This is a genomic window from Candidatus Weimeria sp. HCP3S3_B5 (assembly GCF_052064335.1).
Classification (GTDB): Bacteria; Bacillota; Clostridia; order Lachnospirales; family Lachnospiraceae; genus Weimeria.
On the sequence record NZ_JBQHVU010000015.1, the window covers coordinates 1 to 15442 of the forward strand.

At 45.1% G+C, this 15442-nt stretch carries 20 protein-coding genes; 15 read left to right on the plus strand and 5 right to left on the minus strand.

The window, feature by feature from the left end; all coding sequences use genetic code 11:
* Nucleotides 1–171 precede the first annotated feature (171 nt).
* The 12 genes from ACTNCK_RS08120 to ACTNCK_RS08175 all read left to right on the plus strand — a co-directional run bounded on the left by ACTNCK_RS08120 (nucleotide 172) and on the right by ACTNCK_RS08175 (nucleotide 8879).
* Nucleotides 172–498 (plus strand): DUF3784 domain-containing protein, encoded by a 327-nt coding sequence (locus tag ACTNCK_RS08120; protein WP_441082006.1) that lies wholly within the window; start codon nucleotides 172–174, stop codon nucleotides 496–498.
* Between the two features lie 200 nt (nucleotides 499–698).
* Nucleotides 699–1013 carry an ArsR/SmtB family transcription factor gene (locus tag ACTNCK_RS08125; protein ID WP_441082007.1) on the plus strand — a complete coding sequence of 105 codons (315 nt, stop codon included), beginning with the start codon at nucleotides 699–701 and terminating at the stop codon, nucleotides 1011–1013.
* Nucleotides 1014–1114: 101 nt separating this feature from the next.
* A complete protein-coding gene (locus tag ACTNCK_RS08130) occupies nucleotides 1115–1993 on the plus strand; it encodes a radical SAM protein (RefSeq protein WP_441082008.1) in 879 nt (292 codons plus the stop codon).
* A gap of 24 nt (nucleotides 1994–2017) precedes the next feature.
* Nucleotides 2018–2695: a DsbA family protein gene (locus ACTNCK_RS08135; RefSeq protein ID WP_441082009.1), complete on the plus strand. Its 678-nt coding sequence runs from the start codon at nucleotides 2018–2020 to the stop codon at nucleotides 2693–2695.
* A 724-nt stretch (nucleotides 2696–3419) separates the two neighbouring features.
* Nucleotides 3420–3740 (plus strand): ArsR/SmtB family transcription factor, encoded by a 321-nt coding sequence (locus tag ACTNCK_RS08140; protein WP_270441918.1) that lies wholly within the window; start codon nucleotides 3420–3422, stop codon nucleotides 3738–3740.
* A 100-nt stretch (nucleotides 3741–3840) separates the two neighbouring features.
* A complete protein-coding gene (gene arsB / locus ACTNCK_RS08145; RefSeq protein WP_441082010.1) occupies nucleotides 3841–4881 on the plus strand; it encodes an ACR3 family arsenite efflux transporter in 1041 nt (346 codons plus the stop codon).
* Complete coding sequence (locus tag ACTNCK_RS08150) at nucleotides 4881–5879, plus strand: permease (protein WP_441082011.1); 999 nt, start codon at nucleotides 4881–4883, stop codon at nucleotides 5877–5879. Before arsB ends, ACTNCK_RS08150 begins: the two co-directional genes overlap by 1 nt.
* 13 nt (nucleotides 5880–5892) lie before the next feature.
* Complete coding sequence (locus ACTNCK_RS08155) at nucleotides 5893–6291, plus strand: arsenate reductase ArsC (protein ID WP_441082012.1); 399 nt, start codon at nucleotides 5893–5895, stop codon at nucleotides 6289–6291.
* Between the two features lie 57 nt (nucleotides 6292–6348).
* On the plus strand, nucleotides 6349–6576 hold the full coding sequence (locus tag ACTNCK_RS08160; protein WP_441082013.1) for a thioredoxin family protein: 228 nt from the start codon (nucleotides 6349–6351) through the stop codon (nucleotides 6574–6576).
* Between the two features lie 150 nt (nucleotides 6577–6726).
* Nucleotides 6727–7359, plus strand: a complete 633-nt coding sequence (locus tag ACTNCK_RS08165; protein ID WP_441082014.1) for a flavodoxin family protein — start codon at nucleotides 6727–6729, stop codon at nucleotides 7357–7359.
* Between the two features lie 204 nt (nucleotides 7360–7563).
* Nucleotides 7564–8589, plus strand: a complete 1026-nt coding sequence (locus ACTNCK_RS08170) for an SPFH domain-containing protein (protein WP_441082015.1) — start codon at nucleotides 7564–7566, stop codon at nucleotides 8587–8589.
* Between the two features lie 95 nt (nucleotides 8590–8684).
* Nucleotides 8685–8879: a PTS ascorbate transporter subunit IIC gene (locus ACTNCK_RS08175; protein ID WP_441082016.1), complete on the plus strand. Its 195-nt coding sequence runs from the start codon at nucleotides 8685–8687 to the stop codon at nucleotides 8877–8879.
* A 74-nt stretch (nucleotides 8880–8953) separates the two neighbouring features.
* Here the strand turns inward: ACTNCK_RS08175 and ACTNCK_RS08180 are convergent, their stop codons facing one another.
* Nucleotides 8954–10111, minus strand: coding sequence for a glycerate kinase (locus tag ACTNCK_RS08180; protein WP_441082017.1), 1158 nt, complete (start codon nucleotides 10109–10111; stop codon nucleotides 8954–8956).
* A gap of 317 nt (nucleotides 10112–10428) precedes the next feature.
* Here ACTNCK_RS08180 and ACTNCK_RS08185 point away from each other — a divergent pair, with 317 nt between their 5' ends.
* Both ACTNCK_RS08185 and ACTNCK_RS08190 read left to right on the plus strand, forming a co-directional pair.
* A complete protein-coding gene (locus ACTNCK_RS08185; protein ID WP_441082018.1) occupies nucleotides 10429–11112 on the plus strand; it encodes a response regulator transcription factor in 684 nt (227 codons plus the stop codon).
* Nucleotides 11113–11281: 169 nt separating this feature from the next.
* Nucleotides 11282–12238, plus strand: a complete 957-nt coding sequence (locus ACTNCK_RS08190) for a sensor histidine kinase (protein ID WP_441082067.1) — start codon at nucleotides 11282–11284, stop codon at nucleotides 12236–12238.
* Here ACTNCK_RS08190 and ACTNCK_RS08195 read toward each other — a convergent pair.
* From ACTNCK_RS08195 to ACTNCK_RS08210, 4 genes are all read right to left on the minus strand, one after another.
* Nucleotides 12189–13070, minus strand: coding sequence for a 4Fe-4S binding protein (locus ACTNCK_RS08195; RefSeq protein ID WP_441082019.1), 882 nt, complete (start codon nucleotides 13068–13070; stop codon nucleotides 12189–12191). The genes ACTNCK_RS08190 and ACTNCK_RS08195 overlap by 50 nt on opposite strands.
* A 4-nt stretch (nucleotides 13071–13074) precedes the next feature.
* Nucleotides 13075–13221: a CD1871A family CXXC motif-containing protein gene (locus ACTNCK_RS08200; RefSeq protein ID WP_441082020.1), complete on the minus strand. Its 147-nt coding sequence runs from the start codon at nucleotides 13219–13221 to the stop codon at nucleotides 13075–13077.
* A complete protein-coding gene (locus ACTNCK_RS08205; RefSeq protein ID WP_441082021.1) occupies nucleotides 13218–14399 on the minus strand; it encodes a TlpA family protein disulfide reductase in 1182 nt (393 codons plus the stop codon). Before ACTNCK_RS08205 ends, ACTNCK_RS08200 begins: the two co-directional genes overlap by 4 nt.
* 122 nt (nucleotides 14400–14521) lie before the next feature.
* Complete coding sequence (locus ACTNCK_RS08210; RefSeq protein ID WP_441082022.1) at nucleotides 14522–14749, minus strand: hypothetical protein; 228 nt, start codon at nucleotides 14747–14749, stop codon at nucleotides 14522–14524.
* A 152-nt stretch (nucleotides 14750–14901) separates the two neighbouring features.
* Here ACTNCK_RS08210 and ACTNCK_RS08215 point away from each other — a divergent pair, with 152 nt between their 5' ends.
* Nucleotides 14902–15432 carry an SEC-C metal-binding domain-containing protein gene (locus ACTNCK_RS08215; protein ID WP_441082023.1) on the plus strand — a complete coding sequence of 177 codons (531 nt, stop codon included), beginning with the start codon at nucleotides 14902–14904 and terminating at the stop codon, nucleotides 15430–15432.
* The last annotated feature ends 10 nt before the right edge of the window (nucleotides 15433–15442 follow it).

Below are 15442 nucleotides of genomic sequence, written 5' to 3' on the forward strand. Positions count from 1 at the left end.
ACACCAATTCAGGGCGAAGTCCTGAAAAAGCAGGAGGATCTGTATACAGCGATGGATGTTGCACCGTTATACGCAAAGCCTAGTGTGGAGACACCGGGAATTTAGGATGAACAAACAATACAGGACATACTGAACCGGTTGTAAATCTGAACTTGTTAGGAGATATAAGATATGTCGATGAGAGAATTTTGCATTATTTTTGATTTGGTGATGGCCTTCATTTTCTTTTTGATTGGGATCTGGTTTTATAAATCAAACGGAAAAGCAGCGAACTTCTTAGCAGGCTATAATATGAAGTCCGCTGAAGAACGCAAAAAGTATGATGAGAAGAAAATGTGCAAAGATTACGGAAAGTGGATGATGTTATGGCCGATTCCCTTTGTGATCGGCGCAGTCATTGACTATGCCTTTCCTATGAAAGGAATGCTGATCGCATGGATAATATGGGCAGTTATGCTAATTCTTTTGTTGATTGAAAGAAATAAAAGAGAAAGATAAAACGAAATTTAAGACCAAAAGAGAGCAGGCCGCTCCCGGAATAATCCTGAGAGCTGACCTGCTTTTATTCGTTAATGTCGATTTCAAGCCCTGATGTGAACCGGATGGTGAAGCGGTTGATAGAGTAAATATTTTTCTCTATCAACCGTTTTTTTGCATATAGGTATTGATATATCGCGAAAGATAGATATAATAGATGCATGGATAAGATTGAAATATTTAAAGCACTATCGAATGAAACACGGCTCAGCATTATTGAGTGGTTGAAGGAACCGGAGAAAAACTTTCCGCCGCAGGGAGGACATTTTGATGATGTGGTGGATCTGAAGGGCGGTGTGTGTGTTGGAAGCATCCGCGACAAAGCCGGGATATCACAGTCAACCGTATCTCATTACCTTGATATGCTGCAAAAAGCAGGTTTGCTTCTTTCCGAAAGGCACGGAAAGTGGACATATTACAGACGGAATGAAGAGACCATCACCGCGCTGGCAGACTACTTCGATCACGAAATTTAAGTTGTGCATAGATTAGACGGGATGAAGATCCCGTTTAATTTAAACTATTATATATCGACAAAGCGAGATATAAGGATATATAGAAACAAGGAGGAATTTCTATGCATTTTTCATGTGGAATCGTCAGACCGCCTTATGAGGCTGGTTCCTGTTTTTTACAGGTAACATCAGGTTGTTCGCACAACAAGTGCCGCTTTTGCACCTTTTACAAGGAAGCACCTTTTTCTGTATCTCCGGAGGGTGAGATACGGGAAGACCTTCAGGAAATAAGAGATTCCGGATGGAAGGTAAAGAGGATTTTTCTGCAGGGTGCAGATCCGTTCCTCTTGAGTTACGACAGGCTTAAAAGAATCATGGACCTGATAAAAGAATACCTGCCTGGGGATGTTTCCGTCGGTGGTTATGGGCGGGTTGACAGCGTAAAGAACAAGTCTGTGGAGCAGCTTAAATCATTGAAAGAAATGGGATATGACATGATCGTATTCGGAATCGAGTCGGGTGATGATGCTGTTCTCGATAAGATGAACAAGGGCTATCATGCCAGTGATATCGTGGAGCAGCTCTCCAAGATGGATGAGGCGGGAATGCATTATTCTGTCATCTTCTTATACGGGCTGGGAGGTCATGAGTATGGTATGGGGCATGCCGTCAAAACAGCAGAGGCCTTAAACCACCTGTCACCCGTCAGGGTGCTGGCTTCCGGACTCTCAATCTTCCCTGATACGCCGCTTATGGAAGAAGTGAGAAGGGGTGAGTTTGTAGAAGCTACAGAAACAGAAAAGATACAGGAACTATATACCTTTGTGAAGACGCTTGAAATCCACACTCTGCTGGATGCGACGAATGTCTCCAACATGATGCCGGTATATGGACAACTTCCGGAGGACAAAGAGAAGATACTGGCGATGCTTAAACAGGGATTGAATGAACAGGGCGAGGAACGGCTGCGGATGCGAAGAGATAGCATGAGAAGCCTGTGACCAGGATAAAAAGGCGGTATTTAGATGAAAGTGTATTATATTTTTGACAGCTATTGCGGATGGTGCTATGGGTTTGAAACAATTCTTAAACCGTTTATTGAAGCACATCCGGAATTGGAAGTAACGGCTTTATCAGGTGGATTATTTTTGGACGGTCATCCGCTTTCGGCATTTCCGTATATGAGTGATACGAATAAAAGAATTGCGGATATGTTTGGAGTGGAATTCGGCAAGCCATATCTGAACCTGTTAGAGACGGGAAGTATGGTTCCTGACTCGAATGATGCCGCAATAGGATTTGGAGTTCTCAGGAGCTTCTTACCTGAAAGAGAACATGTTAATCTTGCGTCAAAGATGCATGAAGCATTCTATTTGGATGGTAAATCACTTTCTGACGTGGAGACGATCAGATCGATCGCCAAATCCTATGACCTTCCTGCGGACAAGATTGCAGAGGAGTTCATCCGTATTTCTGAAGAGGGCAAGTACCATCCGGACTTTTATGAGGCAAGAAAAATGGGAGTCACATCCTTCCCGACGCTGTTTCTTGAAATAAATGGGAAGCATTATGACTTAAAAGGAAGTGCGATTACCCTCAATGATTTAGAGGAAAATCTGAATATCATTAAGGAAAAGGGCGGGATCCTCAATGATGGAGACGATAGGCCCGTTGCCTGTAATATCGACGGTAGGGGTTGTTAATAAGCTATTTAGTGTTTGCGGCTTGATCAGCAGACACTAATTAAAAATGACCCACCCCTGGAGATGGAAAGTACCTGGCCAGTGCCACAATCTACATGAGGCAGTCGGAGATGATCCGGCTTTTGAAGACAATCCCTATCTCAAAGTAACGGAGCGACCGATCCGCAGCAGTCTTCTGCTCCATGCAGGGGGACGACCTACTGGTTCGGCTCCCTGATAAAAACTGTATCTTGCGACCAGTCTGCTGACGGGACAACAGGAATATGTGCGTATTGAGGAGCCCGATGAATACCGGGATATTCAGTTGAAGATGAAGGGCATCAAGAAAGTCAACGGGATGCGAAATACAAATCCGACGGCTTATGCATACATGGTAAAATCATTCCAGATGTTGCAAGGGGCAGGACTTTACATAGACAGCATTATATAGGTGGTGGGAAGGCGTTGATATATTCCCAACAACAGGCGCCTTGTAGATATGTTTCCGCATATGCCCTGATTTTTAGAATTATTTCCGTGTACGACCGACATCCACGGCAGTGTCTCGGGGTATGATGAGTTGCCTAGTTAGATGTTTGGTAGTTGTGGCTGTGAGATAGATGTTGGAAAAAGGCTTCCACACTACCATCAGAGGCGAAAGGCTTTTTGAAACAATATTACATTCACACATTGACAACTATGAATGTATGTGATAGAATGTGTACATCTCTCGGAGGTGAAAATCATGGGATTCAGAGAAGACGTTAAAAAAATAAAGGCTCTCACAGATGAGAACCGCCTGGCAATCATGCTTGCGCTTCAGCATGGAGAAAAGTGTGGATGTGATCTGCTGAGGGAACTGAATATCACGCAGCCGACTCTTTCGCATCACATGAAAATTCTTGCAGACAGCGGCCTTGTTGATTACTACAAAGAGGGAAAATGGATGCATTACTCCATCTCCGCAGACGGGGTCAGGGAGTTTAGGGACATGATCGGTTCATACGCAAGATGTGACTGCGAAACGGACGAGAGCGTATCCTGCGGATGCAAGAAAAAGGAATAATCAATATCTTTTATTAACATAGGCAGTCCCTTGGGATTGCTTATATAAAGGCCATAAACATAGATGTATTTCAATATATAAAACTAATGGAGGCGAAGTCATGAGCAATCAAAGTAAAGACATAAATACATTTCAGCGTTATCTTTCTGTTTGGGTGCTGCTCTGTATGGCAATCGGAGTACTGATCGGACATTTCATTCCGGCAATCCCCGCCGCACTCGGCAGATTGCAGATCGCCGGTATATCTATTCCTATAGCTGTACTTATCTGGGTAATGATCTACCCTATGATGATGAAAGTGGATTTTCAGAGCATCAAACAGATTGGAAAGAATCCAAAGGGACTTCTGGTCACATGGGTGACTAACTGGCTGATCAAACCTTTCACTATGTATGGAATTGCTTACCTGTTTTTGTTTGTCGTATTCAAAGCCTTCATATCACCGGGACTGGCAACAGAATACCTTGCCGGAGCTGTGCTTTTAGGAGCTGCTCCGTGTACGGCGATGGTATTTGTGTGGAGTACGCTTACAAAAGGAAATCCAGCTTATACGGTCGTACAGGTGGCAACAAATGACCTCATCATCCTTGTGGCATTTGTTCCGATAGTAAAATTCCTTTTAGGCGTTTCCAATGTGGCTGTTCCCTATAGTACTCTGTTCGTCAGCATTTTTTTGTTCGTTGTGATTCCGCTTGTGGGCGGCATCCTCACGAGGATAACAGTCACGAAGCAAAGAGGTGCGGGTTACTTTGAGAGCACATTTGTCCACAAGTTCGACAATGCCACAACGATAGGTCTGCTGCTGACACTGGTTATTATTTTCAGCTCACAGGCAGAGGTGATTCTGTCTAATCCGCTTCATATTGTGCTGATCGCGGTTCCGCTGATCATCCAGACCTTCCTGATCTTCTTCATCGCCTACGGAGCAGGAAGGCTGCTGAAGCTGCCGCACGATATAGCAGCTCCTGCCGGTCTGATCGGCGCATCGAACTTCTTTGAACTTGCGGTGGCTGTGGCGATTGCACTATTTGGTACGACAAGCCCTGCAGCGCTTGCTACTACTGTAGGCGTTCTGACGGAGGTTCCGGTCATGCTGTTGCTTGTGCGGATAGCAAATAAAACGAAAGCGAGTTTTGCGTAATGTGGACTTTTATTCAGGATCAGATCCTTGGGATGAAGTGGCTGAACACCATAATTGGAAAACTGCTGCTTACAGCCGGACTTGATACGGATAGTCGGATTGGCGGCAGTATACAGTTCTTCGTTTATGACACAATTAAAATAACAGTATTGCTTTGTGTGTTGATCTTCCTGATTTCCTATATCCAGAGTTTCTTCCCTCCGGAGCGCAGTCGTAAGATCATGGGAAGATTTCATGGAATAGGAGCAAATATAATAGGCGCGCTGCTTGGAACGGTTACACCGTTCTGTTCCTGTTCATCCATTCCAATTTTCATGGGTTTTACGAGTGCAGGACTTCCGCTTGGGGTGACATTTTCATTTCTCATTTCATCGCCAATGGTGGACTTGGGAAGTCTTGTGCTCCTTATCAGTATTTTTGGTGTGAAGATTGCCGTGGCATATGTGGTGCTGGGACTTGTCATTGCGGTTCTTGGCGGTACACTGATAGAAAAACTTCGCATGGAAGATCAGATCGCTGATTTTATCCGCAATAATAATAGCAAGGTCGATATAGAGTCACCAAATCTTACCGTAATAGACCGGCTGCTTTATTCCAGAGATCAAGTAGTATCCACTTTCAAGAAGGTATTTCCGTATATCCTTCTTGGTGTGGCTATTGGAGCAGTGATTCACAACTGGATTCCGGAGGGCTGGGTGGAGACCGTTCTCGGCGACAATAATCCATTCGGAGTGATACTCGCTACACTTGTGGGTATTCCAATGTATGCCGACATATTCGGCACGATTCCTATCGCCGAGGCCCTGTTGTCAAAAGGGGCATTGCTTGGCACGATTCTCAGCTTTATGATGGCGGTTACCACGCTCAGCCTTCCGTCCCTCATAATGCTGAAAAAGGCTATCAAGCCAAAACTCTTAGCGACATTTATAGCCATCTGCACAGTGGGTATCATCATTGTCGGATACGGCTTCAATACCATAGCACACTTATTGGTGTAAGGAGGAAAATTCAATGCGTAAACCGAAAGTGGCATTTATCTGTGTTCATAACTCGTGTCGCAGCCAGATTGCCGAAGCATTAGGAAAATATCTTGCGTCTGATGTATTTGAGAGCTATTCTGCCGGAACAGAAACAAAACCTCAGATCAATCAGGACGCAGTACGCCTGATGAAGCAAATCTACGACATTGACATGGAGAAAACGCAGTACAGCAAACTTCTGTCAGATATCCCGCCCGTAGATGTGGTTGTCACGATGGGCTGCAATGTTCATTGCCCGTTTCTTCCCTGCACAGAGAGATTTGATTGGTGGCTTGAGGATCCAACAGGAGCTGGTGATGAAGCTTTTATCGAGACAATTCGGAAAATCCATACGAAAATTGTTGAGCTTGCACAGCATCTGGCACAATAATTTACGGTTACAATTAAAACAGTTTCAAAAACTTTTTCGCTAAAGGAGGATAATAAGATGAATATTAAGGTTTTAGGCGGTGGCTGCAAAAGTTGTGAGGCACTTTTGAAGTCAGTAAAAGAGGCGGTAGCAAACAAGGGGATTAATGCTGAAATCGAGTACATCACCGATATGGAAAAAATCATGGGATATGGGGTGATGAGCATGCCCGCACTTATGATTGATGACAAGATTGTCTCTGCAGGAAAAATGCTGAAGGCAAAGGATGTAGAGAAACTATTGTAAACAAAAAAGGATAAGGCTCCTCACTACTGGCAAATGCGTCGGCTGCGCCAGGTTTCTGAAAAAAGGGACAGGTCCATTTTTCATCTTTTTAGTTGATTTAAGTAAGTGAAGGGCGGATCTGTCCGCCTCTCACCTGAAAGGAAAAGTCTGATGAAAACTATTGTACTTAACGCTAGCCCGAGAAAGAACTGGAACACGGCAAAGCTTCTAAGGTCGGCTGCCGATGGCGCAGCTAAGGCGGGGTCGGAGGTAGAATATATCAATCTATACGACCTGAATTACACCGGATGCAGAAGCTGTATGCTCTGCAAGAGAAAGGGAGCTGAGAGCTGCCATTGCTATATCAAGGATGATCTCTCCCCTGTAATAGACAGAATTTTTGCGGCAGATACACTGTTTATCGGCACCCCGATTTTTCTGGGAAGACCCACGAGTCAGTATTTTGCACTGATGGAAAGGCTCCATTTCTGCGCTCTCTCGTATGATGATTACAGCAATTATTTCACCGGGAAAGTAAATGTCGCGTTGTTTGTGACGATGAACGCCACAAAGGAATTCTATGACCGGCTCTATAAAGAACAATTCGAGGCCTATGCGAATGAATTAAAACAGCTGAATGGTGAGGTATATCTGTATCCGTGCTATAATACTCTGCAGGTGGCGGATTACTCAAAGTTTTCTATGTCAGGCTTTGATGAAGCAGATAAGAGGAGAGCCAACGAAGAACAGTTCCCTGTTGATTTATCGAGAGCCTTTGAGCTCGGGATGAAGCTGGGCAGGTGAAAAAGGGGACAGTCCCCTTTTTCACCAATTGATCGTATGATGAAAAAATGGACAGACCCTTTTTCATCTTTTTATGCCAGACATGACATTTTCTGAAATATCATGCTTTTTTTCTTGACTTTTTCTGACAATCTGATATCATAATGATATCAATACAATATCGATTGCGATACAGAGCCTGTCAAGGGCGGAAAGGAAAACGCTATGGAAGAGAAGGAACTGGTGAAGAAGAGTAATGGTATTCATGTTTTGCTGCTGCTTATTTTAGCTTATGCAGCGTCTGTATTCCTGTTTGTGGCAGGGATTCGGTTTGGAACAGAGGATCTTCCGCTTTTGCCTGCGATTATTCCGGCTATTCTGTGGTGGGCACTCGGATGGATACTTTTTATGGGACTAAAAATCGTAAAGCCGCAGGAAGCACTGGTGCTCACACTCTTTGGAAAATATATAGGAACGATTAAAACAGATGGATTCTATTATGTGAATCCCTTCTGCTCATCGGTAAACCCTGCTGCGAAGACCAGGCTGGGACAGAGCGGTGATGTGAATGAGAACGCTTCGATTCATGGACTTCAGCTGTCACTTTCTTCGGCTAACAGCACCGAGGTGATGGAGAACCGGAAGATTTCTCTTAAAGCGATGACACTTAACAATGCGAAGCAGAAGGTCAATGATGTGCTGGGCAATCCGGTGGAGATCGGTGTGGCAGTGATCTGGAGAGTAAGTGATACTGCAAAGGCGGTTTTCAACGTTGATAATTATAAGGAATATCTCTCACTACAGGTGGATGCGGCGGTGCGCGATATAGTAAAGATCTATCCGTACGATGTTGCGCCGAATATCGACACCACAGGTGACGGACTGGCGGATGACGGCAGCCTTCGCGGGTCTACGACAGTCGTGGCGGAACGGATCCGTGATCTGATTCAGAAAAAGGTGGAAAATGCCGGTCTTGTAATCGAAGAGGCTAGAATCACGTATCTGGCATACGCTCCTGAGATTGCCGCGGTTATGTTGCAGAGACAGCAGGCTTCAGCGGTAATTGACGCGAGAAAGATGATCGTGGACGGCGCTGTCGGCATGGTTGAGATGGCACTGGAGAGGCTCAAGGATAGTGGCATGGTGGATCTCGATGAGGAAAGAAAGGCAGCTATGGTATCTAACCTTCTTGTCGTTCTGTGTGGCAGCCATGATGCGCAACCTGTCGTAAATTCCGGCAGCCTGTACTAAAAATCAATGGGAGAAAGCGGCGACTTTGCCATACCTGATATGTGCAGTATGGCAAGAGTCGTTGTTTGCGTTAAATACAGAAAGCAGGTGAGCAGATGTCAAAGAAGCAGGTTCCGCTTCGGCTGAGTGAAAAATTATACGATGCAATTGCGGCCTGGGCTGAGGATGATTTCCGCTCGGTAAACGGGCAGATCGAATATCTACTGACGGAATGTGTGAAGCAGAGAAAAAAGGACGGAAAGTATGTATCGGAGCACCTCGACGAGCCACCGGAGCTTGACATCCGGTAGAAGGGGAGGCTGCTCCTTTTTTGCAGTAAAAGCAGCGACCTGAAAAAAGATGAAAAATGGACCTGTCCCTTTTTTCACCTGCAGTTGGAGAATGATAGAGTAAGTTTAATAAGTCGGGCCGCCTGCTCGGCTGAGGCAGCCATATTTTTCCTGGCGTTTTCGCTGTCACAGGCTTCTTCTAATGTCGAAACGCCGCGTACGATAGGGAAATATGCATCGATGCCGCATTCTATGCAGGCGCTCGCATCATCAGTGACGCTTCCGGCAAATGCGATGACAGGTTTCCCGTGTGCTTTTGCTAGTCTTGCGACACCGACCGGTACCTTGCCCATGGCGGTTTGACAGTCTAGCCGTCCTTCACCAGTGATTATCAGATCAGCGTCATTCAGGTATGATTCGAGACGGGTCTCTTCCAGAACAATCTGGATTCCGGACTCAAGCTTTGCGGGCAGAAAAGTGCGGAAGGCAAAGCCCATCCCACCGGCAGCACCTGTTCCGGGGAACTCAGGATCAGCATCCGGATGGAGAGTTCTGGCTATCTTTGCATATCTGGCGAGCCAGCGATCCATTTTCTCTATATCCTCTGGGCCGGCTCCCTTCTGAGGACCGAAGACGCTGCTGCATCCATTGCTTCCGCACAGCGGATTAGTGACATCACAGGCGATTCTGAAGGTGCATTCCGAAAGCTCTGGTATGACCTGATCTGTGGTAATCACAGCAAGCTTTTCAAGCCCCTCTGCGCCTCGTGGTATTTCTCTGCCATCGTCATCTAAAAGTCCGAAGCCAAGAGCCTGAAGCATGCCAGCGCCGCCGTCATTTGTCGCACTTCCTCCGATTCCTATTATAAAACGCCGGCAGCCTTTTTTAATGGCATCTGCAATCACCTCGCCGACTCCATAGGTTGTTGCTTTGAGCGGATTTAGATCCTCGGCAGGAACTAAAGTAATGCCGGCCGCGCCGCTCATTTCAATCACCGCTGTCATGGAATCCTGAATCAAGCCATAGGCACAGTCTACCGGCTGTCCGAAAGGTCCACTGACCGTGACATGCTCCAGGTGTCCGTTCATTCCATTTGTCAGGGCTTCAACCGTCCCCTCGCCGCCGTCTGCAAGCGGACGAACTATGATCCGAGCGTCGGGAAACACTCGATGAAATCCATCGGAAAAAGCATTCCCCGCTTCAATCGAAGTCATGCTTCCCTTGAACGAATCTATGGCGGTCACAATTTTCATATAGAACTCCTTTCCACTGGGCTGCTGCTGTTCTATTTATTATATAAACTGATTATAGATAAAAGCAGCCGGTTATGCTATGTTATAGACATATGTTTTACAAAAAAATTTATATAACAGAGAGGAAAAATCAGAGAAAAGGCGGTGAGACCATAGAAGGTGAAAAAGGGGTCTGTCCCTTTTTTCACCTGGTTTGACTTTTGGGGTGGGAACGTATATATTCGAGATAGCGCCTGTGATGAAACCGATAGCTTTGTGCTGATGATGGTGCTCGATGTGGCGCTAGGATAGTAATGAACATATGAGGAGAAAACAGTATGAGGCTTTTGATAATAGAAGATGAGGAGCAGCTTCTAGACGCCTTAAAACGGGGGCTTATGAAATGCGGATATGCTGTCGATACTGCAGAAGACGGGATAACCGGATCAGAGATGGCCTATCAGAACGAATATGATGTGATAATCCTCGATCTGAATCTTCCTGGGAAGGATGGAATAGAGGTGCTTAAGGATATAAGAACCAGGAGCATGACTACCAAGGTGCTGATCCTGTCCGCCAGATCCTCTGTCCCGGATAAGATAAAGGGGCTGGATCTTGGAGCTAACGACTATCTGGGAAAACCCTTTGATTTCCTGGAGCTCGAAGCAAGAATCAGAAATCTGATCCGAAGAGACTTTGTACAGCAGAGTACGGTAATTCACCTGCAGAATCTCACATTAGATACCGCCCAGAAGAGTGCAGCAGTAAATGGACATCAGCTGGATCTTCAGCCGAAGGAATATGCGATTCTTGAATATCTGGCGTTACACAGTGGAACTGTAATCAGCGCAGAGGAGCTGATAGAACACATATGGGATGAAGAGGCAGATATGTTTTCGATGTCGGTAAAGGTGCATATCAGTAATCTACGCAAAAAAATATCAGCCTACTGTGACAGCAGTCTGATAGTAACAGTACGCGGCGAAGGATATATGATAGCAAAAGGAGACAGTCATGAGTAAAATATCACTTAGAATGAGAGTGACACTGATAACGGCAGTGACACTGATTGCAGCCTGCCTTGTGCTGGCGGCACTTATTGTATACAGCTCTAAAGTCTTGATCATAGATTTCTCTTCTAGTCCAAAATCCGAAAGTACTCAGGTAAGCTCTGAAGATGATCAGGATTCCATGGTAGAATTCGAATACACATATCCCGGACGAAAGTTTTATCGCTACGTCGACATATCCATCCTTGCTGTGCTGGCAGGGGGAGTAGTAGCTGTATATTTCGCGACGGGTTTTGCACTAAAGCCAGTAAATACTCTGTGCAGCAGGATTTCAGAGATAGATGTCACAAAAACTGGACAGCGGATAGACGATTTTACTGCCGGAAAAGAGCTGAATGATTTAAAGACTGCGTTTAATCAGCTTCTGGAAAGAACAGACGAGGTTATTCAAAGAGAGAAGAGATTTTCAGCCGGTGCAGCCCATGAACTGAAGACACCTCTTACTATAATAAAAACAAACCTGGATGTGCTCAGGCTATCAGACAGGCCTACTGACGAAGAATACGCCCAGACGATAAGCGTGGTAGAAGATCAGACAGATCGCATGACAAAGCTTGTAAAGGATCTTTTTGCGATGACGGCTCTCGAGGGATACGAGATATCTGATACTGTGCGACTGGATTTACTGATGGGCCAAATCGTAGATGAGTGCAAGGCACTGGCACCTGACATACACTGGCAGATTTCGCTGTCTCCCTGCACCGTTACGGCTAATGAGGTCATGATAAAGCATGCCCTCTCGAATCTCGTGCAGAATGCCATAAAGTACAATACCGCAGATGGAACAATAGCTGTATCTGTGCGAAACGAAGAAACAGCCTGCATCGTAGAAGTGGCCGACACAGGCTTAGGTATATCAGAGGAGGCGGCGCAGCATATATTCGAGCCGTTCTACAGGGAGGATAAATCCCGCAGCCGCAAGATAGGAGGCGCCGGACTGGGACTAGCTATAGCGTATGATATAATAACCGATCATGGGGGTACGATTACTTATCATCCGAACCAGACGCAGGGAAGTGTGTTTGTGGTTAAGTTGCAGAAGCATTCTTTGTCTCAGTCTTGCTGCGCTGCAGATTGAAGCCGGATGAAATAGCGCCCTTTTTACAGGCATTGATGCAGGCACCGCATCTGATGCATTCGGTCGAATTGATATTTTTGGTGATCTCTACTCCCATCTTGCATTGTCTCTCGCATTGCTTGCAGCCTATGCATCTTGATTTGTCAAGATGCATCTGATAGAAGCTGAATCTGTTGAAGAGAGAGTAGATAGCACCCAGCGGACAGATGTATTTACAGAACGGTCTGTAGATAAAAATCGATAGAGCCACGATTATTATAAGGATGGATACCTTCCAGCGGAACAGAAATCCTATTACGGAACGAAGTCCTGTATTGAGAAGAACAAGCGGGATTCCTCCCTCCAGGGTACCAGCCGGACAGATCAGCTTGCAGAAATACGGTGCCGAGGTGCCGTATTCGTCCCGGAGAAACAGTGGAAGAATAATGACAAAGATCAGCAGAATAGCGTATTTGACATAGCGGAGGGGCTTATCTATTTTCTTAGGTATTACGAGCTTAGGCACCGGAATCTTATACAGCAGATCCTGAATAAAACCAAACAGGCAGAAGAACCCACAGATCAGCCTGCCGAACATGACTCCGAAGAACAGCAGGATACCAGTCACATAGGCAGGAAACCTGAGCTTGCCCTTGCCAAGCTCCGCCTGCAGGGAACCTATTGGACAGGCACCGACTGCCCCGGGGCAGGAGTAGCAGTTCAGTCCCGGAACGCACGCCTGCTTCGTAGCACCCTTATATATACTTCCGGTAAAGAAACCCTTGATATTCAGATTAGTAAGCAGTGCGGCAGCTGCCTGTATTATATGCCGCTTCATCTCGGTTATCTTCATATGATCACCCGATTCCTATACATTCCAGACAAACATTGATTGCTTTGGTGAGAACAATCTGATTCTCATGGCTGAATACGCCGATAGTAATAAGAACTACAGAGGCTGCAATCAATAGTATTCTCGCATGATTGATAATGGATTTTTTCATTTTGCCACCTCTGATGCTGATTCTTCTGCTGATATCATAGAAAGACGCTTGCGTATTTCTTTTGTATATTTGTCCTTGCTTCTTCCGCCGACAATAGGATCACCTATAACTTTCCCATTGGCATCTACAAAGATAGTAGTAGGCACAGCGGAAACCTTATTCATAACAGCTTTGTTCAGTTTATCATCCGGAAGCAGAGTCTTAAAGTCACAATTGTTTTTCTTTAGTATCTTTTTTGCCAGATCGGGTTCTTCTTTGCCATCGCTGCAGATGGAGATCATACCGGATCCTTCGGGAAGAGATTTGTACAGCTCTCCAAGATCCTTCATTTCCGCCTTGCAAGGTCCGCAGTAAGTCGCCCATATATTAATCATAGTTATTTTGTTTTCGGCAAATATCTTCTGGGTTACATCTGACCCATCGAGGGCTTTGGTTTTGAATTCTCCAATGCTTTGGATGCTATTTCCCTTGGATCTGGAGTCCTGCTTTTCGACAGGAAAAATACAGATATCCTTTTTCAGAACCTGAATATTATTGACCAGATTTTGTAGGGATTTTTCCTCCGATTTATCAAGCTTTAAATCCTGATAATCTTTATTATAGGCAAAATAATAGTGATCCGAGCCTATTTTGCCGATCTCGTCTATATGAGAAAATTTGGATTTCATCCTCTTCGTTATGCTGTCTGCATCTTTTTTGTCCTTGCCACCAGGGATTCGTACGGTCATGACATAGGGAAATGTATATTTATTTATATTTGCATCATATTTTTTCTGGACAGCCTCAACTTCTTCATCTGGGGCGTCCTTTGGAATAGAATTAAACAGTCTGTAGGCTGCATTAGTCATGTAATAGTATTCGAAACCGTATTCTGTATCAGAGTCTCCCAGTGAGTTCACCTGTAGAAGGCTTCCCTTTTTAATCAGACTCAGCACATCCTTGTTTTTTATATTAATTCCTACTCCTGCGATCTTGCTATAATAGCCATTGTCCGCAGAGCTGTCGAATCTGTCTCCGGAAACATCCACCAGGCTGTCAGCTTTATCTACAGAGTTCAGATAATAGCCATGGTCATTCTTGTATGGCTTGTTTCCTGTTGAAGCGCATCCGGTGGCTGCCGTTATACATATTGATGCTGCGAGGATGCCAATTAATGTTTGTTTGGTTAGTCTTTTCATGTTTTACCTCTTCCTGGTGTATTTACTGCTTGTTTCATCTGACGAAACAATAGTAGCAGATACAAGGTTAAGAGAAGGTTAAGACACGAAAAGACTTTTGTCCGATACAATGAGATGAGTGTTTAATCCCTTGTCTCCTGGTTGTCCTTTACTCTGGCGTCAAATTCGCTGTTGTCAGGACGGCCTATTTTTATGAATATACGGATTATCCAGATCATGACAGGGATTATGACATCACAGGCCAGGAAGGCCTTAAACAGAGTCATATTGCCAATAGCAGCGAAAACAAGAGTAGCTGCATACATTCCTACAAGAACCGCAACGAGTGCGATCGCTATAAATCTTTTCATCCATGTGCCTCCTTTTATAAGGGGCAGCAAGCTGCCCATCCCTGTCATTTATCAGCTCTTTTTATGATAATCAGTATAATCGTTCTTGTCAACAACGCGATTATTTGCTAGAATATGTAATGCTCTAAAGAGAAATGTCAGGAGGTAAAGAAATGGCATTATTAGAAGACTGGAAAGCGGTCGCTTATAATCAGAACCAGAGTCAGTATTCTCTTCAGGAGTTCTGGGATGATTATTTTGAAAAGGAAAAGAATGTTTACAAGGTTCTTCTGAGGGATTTCGGAAAGCCTTATAAGGGGACGGTTTCAGCTCTGGCGGAGACATTCGGTATTACGAATCTCGAGATGGCCGGATTCCTTGACGGTATTCAGGAAAGCCTTAAAGTCGAGAATCCTATAGATACCATGGATGAAATGACAGAGGTCAATCTAGATTTCGACAAGGAAAAGCTTTTCAGAAACATGGTGGATGCAAAGGCCGAGTGGCTTTATACTCTCCCTGAATGGGACTTGATCTATGACAAGGAGACCCAGAAGGAGCTTATCCGGGATCAGAAGCAGTCACACACTGTTCATGTAAAGAAGATCGGAAGAAACGATCCATGCCCTTGCGGCAGCGGAAAGAAATACAAGTACTGTCACGGCAGACCTGGAGCAGAGCCGCTTCCAGGATACACAAAGTAAGAGAGTAAGG

What these genes read in the sequence shown, in the direction of transcription:
- ACTNCK_RS08200 (WP_441082020.1), bottom strand. Translation starts at nt 13,221, where the DNA reads ATGAAAAAATCCATTATCAATCATGCGAGAATACTATTGATTGCAGCC.
- ACTNCK_RS08135 (WP_441082009.1), top strand. Translation starts at nt 2,018, where the DNA reads ATGAAAGTGTATTATATTTTTGACAGCTATTGCGGATGGTGCTATGGG.
- ACTNCK_RS08205 (WP_441082021.1), bottom strand. Translation starts at nt 14,399, where the DNA reads ATGAAAAGACTAACCAAACAAACATTAATTGGCATCCTCGCAGCATCA.
- arsB (WP_441082010.1), top strand. Translation starts at nt 3,841, where the DNA reads ATGAGCAATCAAAGTAAAGACATAAATACATTTCAGCGTTATCTTTCT.
- ACTNCK_RS08140 (WP_270441918.1), top strand. Translation starts at nt 3,420, where the DNA reads ATGGGATTCAGAGAAGACGTTAAAAAAATAAAGGCTCTCACAGATGAG.
- ACTNCK_RS08120 (WP_441082006.1), top strand. Translation starts at nt 172, where the DNA reads ATGTCGATGAGAGAATTTTGCATTATTTTTGATTTGGTGATGGCCTTC.
- ACTNCK_RS08170 (WP_441082015.1), top strand. Translation starts at nt 7,564, where the DNA reads ATGGAAGAGAAGGAACTGGTGAAGAAGAGTAATGGTATTCATGTTTTG.
- ACTNCK_RS08165 (WP_441082014.1), top strand. Translation starts at nt 6,727, where the DNA reads ATGAAAACTATTGTACTTAACGCTAGCCCGAGAAAGAACTGGAACACG.
- ACTNCK_RS08185 (WP_441082018.1), top strand. Translation starts at nt 10,429, where the DNA reads ATGAGGCTTTTGATAATAGAAGATGAGGAGCAGCTTCTAGACGCCTTA.
- ACTNCK_RS08150 (WP_441082011.1), top strand. Translation starts at nt 4,881, where the DNA reads ATGTGGACTTTTATTCAGGATCAGATCCTTGGGATGAAGTGGCTGAAC.
- ACTNCK_RS08215 (WP_441082023.1), top strand. Translation starts at nt 14,902, where the DNA reads ATGGCATTATTAGAAGACTGGAAAGCGGTCGCTTATAATCAGAACCAG.
- ACTNCK_RS08155 (WP_441082012.1), top strand. Translation starts at nt 5,893, where the DNA reads ATGCGTAAACCGAAAGTGGCATTTATCTGTGTTCATAACTCGTGTCGC.
- ACTNCK_RS08125 (WP_441082007.1), top strand. Translation starts at nt 699, where the DNA reads ATGGATAAGATTGAAATATTTAAAGCACTATCGAATGAAACACGGCTC.
- ACTNCK_RS08195 (WP_441082019.1), bottom strand. Translation starts at nt 13,070, where the DNA reads ATGAAGATAACCGAGATGAAGCGGCATATAATACAGGCAGCTGCCGCA.
- ACTNCK_RS08190 (WP_441082067.1), top strand. Translation starts at nt 11,282, where the DNA reads ATGGTAGAATTCGAATACACATATCCCGGACGAAAGTTTTATCGCTAC.
- ACTNCK_RS08130 (WP_441082008.1), top strand. Translation starts at nt 1,115, where the DNA reads ATGCATTTTTCATGTGGAATCGTCAGACCGCCTTATGAGGCTGGTTCC.
- ACTNCK_RS08180 (WP_441082017.1), bottom strand. Translation starts at nt 10,111, where the DNA reads ATGAAAATTGTGACCGCCATAGATTCGTTCAAGGGAAGCATGACTTCG.
- ACTNCK_RS08210 (WP_441082022.1), bottom strand. Translation starts at nt 14,749, where the DNA reads ATGAAAAGATTTATAGCGATCGCACTCGTTGCGGTTCTTGTAGGAATG.
- ACTNCK_RS08175 (WP_441082016.1), top strand. Translation starts at nt 8,685, where the DNA reads ATGTCAAAGAAGCAGGTTCCGCTTCGGCTGAGTGAAAAATTATACGAT.
- ACTNCK_RS08160 (WP_441082013.1), top strand. Translation starts at nt 6,349, where the DNA reads ATGAATATTAAGGTTTTAGGCGGTGGCTGCAAAAGTTGTGAGGCACTT.